The 5,603-nt window shown below is 59.0% G+C and carries 7 protein-coding genes; 3 read left to right on the plus strand and 4 right to left on the minus strand.

The window, feature by feature from the left end; all coding sequences use genetic code 11:
• Together sspA and G5358_RS19840 are read left to right on the plus strand one after the other, a co-directional pair.
• On the plus strand, positions 1 to 603 hold a 603-nt coding region (gene sspA / locus G5358_RS19835), incomplete at its 5' end, for a stringent starvation protein SspA (protein WP_421324764.1).
• On the plus strand, positions 600 to 1,025 hold the full coding sequence (locus G5358_RS19840) for a ClpXP protease specificity-enhancing factor (RefSeq protein WP_041234002.1): 426 nt from the start codon (positions 600 to 602) through the stop codon (positions 1,023 to 1,025). The genes sspA and G5358_RS19840, both read left to right, overlap by 4 nt.
• A gap of 44 nt (positions 1,026 to 1,069) precedes the next feature.
• Here G5358_RS19840 and dolP read toward each other — a convergent pair whose 3' ends face one another.
• The 4 genes from dolP to G5358_RS19860 are packed head-to-tail and all read right to left on the minus strand — an operon-like array spanning position 1,070 to position 4,353.
• Positions 1,070 to 1,648, minus strand: a complete 579-nt coding sequence (dolP, locus tag G5358_RS19845; RefSeq protein WP_216952216.1) for a division/outer membrane stress-associated lipid-binding lipoprotein — start codon at positions 1,646 to 1,648, stop codon at positions 1,070 to 1,072.
• A 4-nt stretch (positions 1,649 to 1,652) separates the two neighbouring features.
• A complete protein-coding gene (locus G5358_RS19850; protein WP_005341724.1) occupies positions 1,653 to 2,243 on the minus strand; it encodes a D-sedoheptulose-7-phosphate isomerase in 591 nt (196 codons plus the stop codon).
• 9 nt (positions 2,244 to 2,252) lie between these two features.
• On the minus strand, positions 2,253 to 2,624 hold the full coding sequence (locus tag G5358_RS19855; RefSeq protein WP_216954462.1) for a YraN family protein: 372 nt from the start codon (positions 2,622 to 2,624) through the stop codon (positions 2,253 to 2,255).
• Positions 2,566 to 4,353, minus strand: a complete 1,788-nt coding sequence (locus G5358_RS19860; protein WP_421324765.1) for a penicillin-binding protein activator — start codon at positions 4,351 to 4,353, stop codon at positions 2,566 to 2,568. The genes G5358_RS19855 and G5358_RS19860 overlap by 59 nt, the downstream gene beginning before the upstream one ends.
• Before the next feature lie 199 nt (positions 4,354 to 4,552).
• Here G5358_RS19860 and rsmI point away from each other — a divergent pair, with 199 nt between their 5' ends.
• Complete coding sequence (rsmI, locus tag G5358_RS19865) at positions 4,553 to 5,386, plus strand: 16S rRNA (cytidine(1402)-2'-O)-methyltransferase (RefSeq protein WP_421324766.1); 834 nt, start codon at positions 4,553 to 4,555, stop codon at positions 5,384 to 5,386.
• The last annotated feature ends 217 nt before the right edge of the window (positions 5,387 to 5,603 follow it).

Raw genomic sequence — 5,603 nt, forward strand, 5'->3', positions numbered from 1 at the left:
GTAATGACGCTGTTTTCCGGTGCCAACGATATGTTCAGCCATCAGGTGCGTATTGTCCTGGCGGAGAAGGGTGTTAGTGTGGATATCTGTCAGGTTGACCCAGCCAATCTGCCGGATGAGCTGGCCGAGCTGAACCCGTACAACTCTGTACCGACCCTGGTTGATCGTGAGCTGGCACTCTACACCTCACGCATCATCATGGAGTATCTGGACGAACGCTTCCCGCATCCACCCCTGATGCCTGTTTATCCGGTTGCGCGTGGTAACAGCCGCCTGATGATGCACCGCATCGAGCTGGACTGGTATTCCCTGGCTGACAAGATCATGGCCGGTACCGATGCAGAAGCAGCACGCAACGAACTGCGTGACAACTTGCTCGCCATTGCACCGATCTTCGGTGAAATGCCCTATTTCATGAGCGAAGAGTTTGGTCTGGTAGATTGCTATATGGCTCCGTTGTTGTGGCGTCTGCCGAGCCTGGGTATCGACTTGACCGGTCGTGGCGCCAAAGAGCTGAAGGCCTACATGGTTCGTCTGTTCGAGCGTGAGTCCTTCCAGGCATCCCTGACCGAAGCCGAACGCGAGATCCGTGCTGGCGTATGAGCATGGAACCGACAATGACGCCGAGTCGCCCGTACCTGTTACGGGCGTTCTTTGACTGGTTGCTGGATAACGATCTGACTCCCCATCTGGTGGTCAACGTCAACATTCCCCATGTGATGGTGCCGATGCAGTTTGCTCAGGACGGGCAGATTGTGCTGAATATCGCGCCCCGTGCCGTGATGCAATTTCACATGGATAATGAGGCAATCAGCTTCAGCGCCCGCTTTGGCGGGGTATCCCAACAGGTCTATATCCCGATGGCGGCCGTGCTGGCTATCCATGCTAGGGAGAACGGCGTGGGAACCCTGTTCCCCCCCGAGCCTGGTTACGATATCTGGCTGGAGCAGGCCGAAGCACCGGTGGAGCCAGAGCCGGAACCGCCGCGTCCAAGCGGTCGTCCGACCCTGAAGGTGATCAAATAAAAAAACGCAGCCGATTGGCTGCGTTTTTTTATGTGCGGTCGAGCTTAGTTCTGGGCGAACTCGAAGGCCTTGATCACGCGCTTCACACCGCTAACGTGGCGAGCGATGTTGACCGCCTGCTCTCCCTCCTGACGGGTGACAAGACCAATCAGGAATACTTCGCCGTTTTCGGTGACCACCTTGACCTTGGCGCTATCGAAGTTTTTGGTGCCGAACATGTCGGCTTTCACCTTGGAGGTGAGCCAGGTGTCATTGCTGCGTGTGGTCAGGCTGACTGGCTGACCAAGGCGTAACTCGTTGTAGACGTGGCGGACCCCCTCGATGCGGCCAACAATCTTGCCTGCTTCCAGCTTGTAAACGTCAGAAGGTGTCTGACCGACCAGCAGCACGCGGCCATTGTTGCTGTAGACGCTGATCTTGCTGGCTGCGCTGAGCGGTTTGTTGTCGGCCAGCAGATTGGCTGCTTTCAGCTCGATGCTCTGGTCATCCCACTGGGCGCTCATGGTACGGCGGTCGCCAGAAACCTTGGCGGTACCAGCTGCTCCGCCAACCACCACGGCAGCACAGCCCTGCAATAGCAAGGCGCTGGCTAGCAGGCCAAGGATGAGTATCTGCTTGTTCATGGTTTCAATCTTCCTGTTGCGGGAAAAGAGTCTGGTCGATGAGATCACACAGACAGTGCAGGGTCAACAGGTTGACCTCAAGAATACGGGGGCGGCGGGCAGAGGGTACTCGGATCTCCACATCGTTTGGCCCCAGCAAGCCAGCCATTTCGCCACCGTCGCCGCCGCTCAGCACCACTATGGTCATGTCGCGGGAGAGAGCTGCCTCGGCCGCCTTGATCAGGCTTCGGCTGTTGCCCGTGGTGGTGATGACCACCAGAATGTCGCCAGGCTGGCCCAGCGCGCGGATCTGCTTGGCGTAGACCTCTTCAAAACCATGGTCGGTGGCGATGGCGCTGATGGTCGCCATGTCCGGGGTCAGAGCCATGCCGGGAAGAGAGGGGCGCTGGGTCTCGTAGCAGTTGACCAGCTCGGAGATGAACAGTTGCGCCAGTGCGGCAGAAGGACCGTTACCGCATGCCAGCACCTTGTGGCCATTGAGCAGGCAGATGGTGATCATCTGGGCTGCAGTATGGATGGCATCCGGCAGCGCCTCGGCGGCGGCTATTTTGGTCTGGATGCTTTCGGTGTAGTTCTCTTTGATGCGGTCAGTCATAGGGTCCTCTTAAAATGCGTTCTGGATCCAGGCTGGCTGGTCACCCTCGAACGCAATCACATCGAATCGGCAGGCCTGATTGGCCTCGTTGATGGCATGTTGCTTCAAATAGTGGCGCGCTGCCAGCATGATCTTGCGCTGTTTGCTATGGGTGACCGAGCTGGCGGCCCCGCCATGGCTGCCGGTGGCCCGGTAGCGCACCTCAACAAACACCAGGGTCTTGCCCTGGTGCATGATGAGATCTATTTCACCGCCACGACAGCGGTAGTTGCGAGCTACCGGTTGCAGGCCCTGGGCCTGCAACCAGCGTTCAGCGACTTGTTCAAAGTGCTGTCCCTTGCTCGTTGGTGAGGGGAACAGGCTCGGCAACTGCTGGCGCATCCGTTTCCATAGTTCCTTCATTGGAGGGCTCCTCCAGTTGCTGAACGGCGTTCTCGTCGACCAGTTTGCCGTTCTGGTAAGTACCCCAGCTCAGCATCCGTACGATATTGCCCTGGGCATCCACGCTCAGCTGACCGCTCATGCCGGCCTGCTGCATGCCACCTACCTTGCGCATCTGCTGCAGGTTCTCAGCCAGGTTGACGGCATCGTAGCCCATGGCAAACAGACGCAGTAGGTCACCCTGGGTCTGCGGCCAGAGCAGAGCGATCTGCTCGCGCTGTTTCTCGTAGCCGCCAAGCAGCAGCGGCATATCGGCGATATGCATGCCGTTGAGCTCGGAGGCGACCTCGGTGGCTGCGCTGTCGTAGCCACGGGAGCTGGTGTAGATGGGCAGGCTGCCCATCGGATTGACCGAGACATCCACGTAGGGCTTGATCATCCGGGTTTCCAGGCTGTTGGCTACCACATAAACGGCATCGATGCTGCGCGGTGCGGCATCAGAGAGTTGCACCACTTCACCGGCACGGGCGATAGAGCGGCCGCTCAGGGCATTCTTGACCATCCCCTGTACTTCGTTGCGGGCACCGAAGGTAGCAACGACCGGCTTATCCTGGCTCAGGGTAGCCCAGCTCTGCTCGAACGCCTTGATACTGCTGTAACCGATCCGCCCCTGGGCGGCGATTAGCAGCGGTTTGCGGTAGCCCTGCGTGTAAAGGTACTGGGCTGCCTGCGCGGCATCTGCGGCGGCAGAGAGGGAGAAGTAGTAGGTGGTGTCGTTGACGACCGGCTTGTCCAGCTCGTTGAGTGCCAGTACCGGCACGGTCGGATTGGCTTTTAGCAGCTCCTCGACACGGTCTTTCAGCAGCGGGCCGATGATCATGTCTGCCCCTTCCTGAATCGCCTGCTTGTAAAGCTCGCTGGTCGACTTGCTCTGGGTGTCGTAGAAGTTCAGGGTGAATTGTCCCTGATTTTCCTTATAAGACATCAGCATGCCGTTGCGGATGGCGGCGCCCTGCGGCTCCAGATTGCCGGAGAGGGGCAGCAGCACTGCGATCTGCTGCACCGAGGTGCTTGCAGTGGCCGCCAGATCGCCCAATCCCGCCGGCATATCCTTCTGGGCTGGATGGTTTGGGAAGTCACGCTTCCAGCCTGCCAGCTGCCGCGCCAGCAGGTTCGGCTGGGCGCCAAACTCGTTGACCAGTGCAGCCAGTCGTAGCCAGCCGGTGGTCACATCAGGGGCCGGAGCCTCTTCCAGCGCTTGCAGGGTGGAGGGGGTCATGCTTTTGAGCAACGACCAGATCTGCTGATGGTTGGTGGCCTGTTCGCTCTGATTGAGGTAGGGCTCCAGTGCAATCAACGACTTGGCTGCGCCAAACTTGTTGTTGATGTCGAGTTGCAGCACTACGCGCTGGCGATACCAATCCTTTTGGGTATCGGCATCCAGCAGCACCTCGGGTTTGCCTTCCAGCAGGATCAGCGCCTGATTGGCGTGGCCTTGCGCCAGCAACAGATGGGCTTGCAGCAGTTGCAACTGCGCCTTCTGGGCGGGGTCCTTGGCCTGCTTCTGCAATTGCTGGAACAGTGCCGAGGCTGGTTTGGTCTGGCCCAGTGCCAGATAGCTGCGTGCCGCCAGCATTTGCCAGGTAAAGGCTTCGGCCGGCTTGGCGGGGTCCACCTGCTCAAGATACCACTGGGCATTCTTGGTCAGATTGGAAAACGCAGAGGGCATGCCTGACTGCCCTGACGGTTGATTGGGCTCCGACGCACAGGCTGCGAGCAGTACTGCCGCGAGTATGATGCCGAAGAGTCGTGATACACTTAGCTGCTTTGTAACCCGGTTCAAGTTCATTCCCCGACCAGTGTTGAAGTTCCCCATAGTGTAAACGGGCCAATATGGCGACACAATTGTCGGGGCACTCGGAGATCCCATGAGTGACATCCCAACCCTGTATATAGTCCCCACTCCGATCGGCAATCTGGCGGACATCACCCAGCGTGCATTGGATATTTTACGCAGTGTCGATCTGGTGGCAGCCGAAGATACCCGTCATACCGGTATCCTGCTCAGCCACTACCAAATCTCGGTGCCGACCTTCGCCCTGCACGATCACAACGAGCAGCAGAAAGCCGATGTGCTGATCGGCCGGATCAAAGAGGGCAAGAGTGTTGCGCTGGTCTCCGATGCTGGCACCCCGCTCATCAGCGACCCCGGTTATCACTTGGTCACCCGCTGTCGTGAAGCTGGGGTCAAGGTGGTGCCGCTGCCCGGTCCCTGTGCTGCCATCACGGCTCTGAGCGCGGCCGGTCTGCCCACCGATCGCTTTGCCTTTGAGGGCTTCCTGCCCGCCAAGAGCAAGGGGCGTGACGATCGCCTGCAAGCCGTTATTGAAGAGACCCGCTCGCTGGTGTTCTACGAATCCCCGCGCCGTGTGCAGGATACAGTGGAAGCGATTGCTCGCATTCTCGGTGAGCGTCAGGTGGTGGTGTGCCGCGAGCTGACCAAGACCTTCGAGTCGATCCACGGTCTGCCAGCCTCTGAAATGCTGACCTGGCTTGGTGAGGATGACAACCGCTGCCGCGGCGAGATCGTGCTGGTCGTGGCTGGCGCCTCCAAAGAAGAAGAGGATCTGCCCGCCGAGGCGATCCGTACTCTGGGTCTGCTGGTGACCGAACTGCCACTGAAAAAAGCGGCCGCCCTGACCGCCGAGATCCACGGCGTGAAGAAGAATGCCCTCTATAAATACGGTCTCGAGCACTATTGAGTCGGTCAATAGGTCATCAGACTGTTTTTTGACCTGCGCAATCCCCTGTATCGACAATCAGTCAGCCTGTAAACGGGGGCCAAGCGCGATAAATGGCTGTAAACGGGAATTGCCGGTTTACCCCGTGCGTATCGCAAGGGTATAATCCGCGCCTCGGAGTTGGCTGGGCAATCGCTGCTTCGTCGTTGTGTCCCTCGGGACAGACGGGCGGAGGGGA

The organism is Aeromonas sp. 604176 (assembly GCF_049170755.1).
Taxonomy (GTDB): Bacteria; Pseudomonadota; Gammaproteobacteria; order Enterobacterales; family Aeromonadaceae; genus Aeromonas; species Aeromonas veronii_A.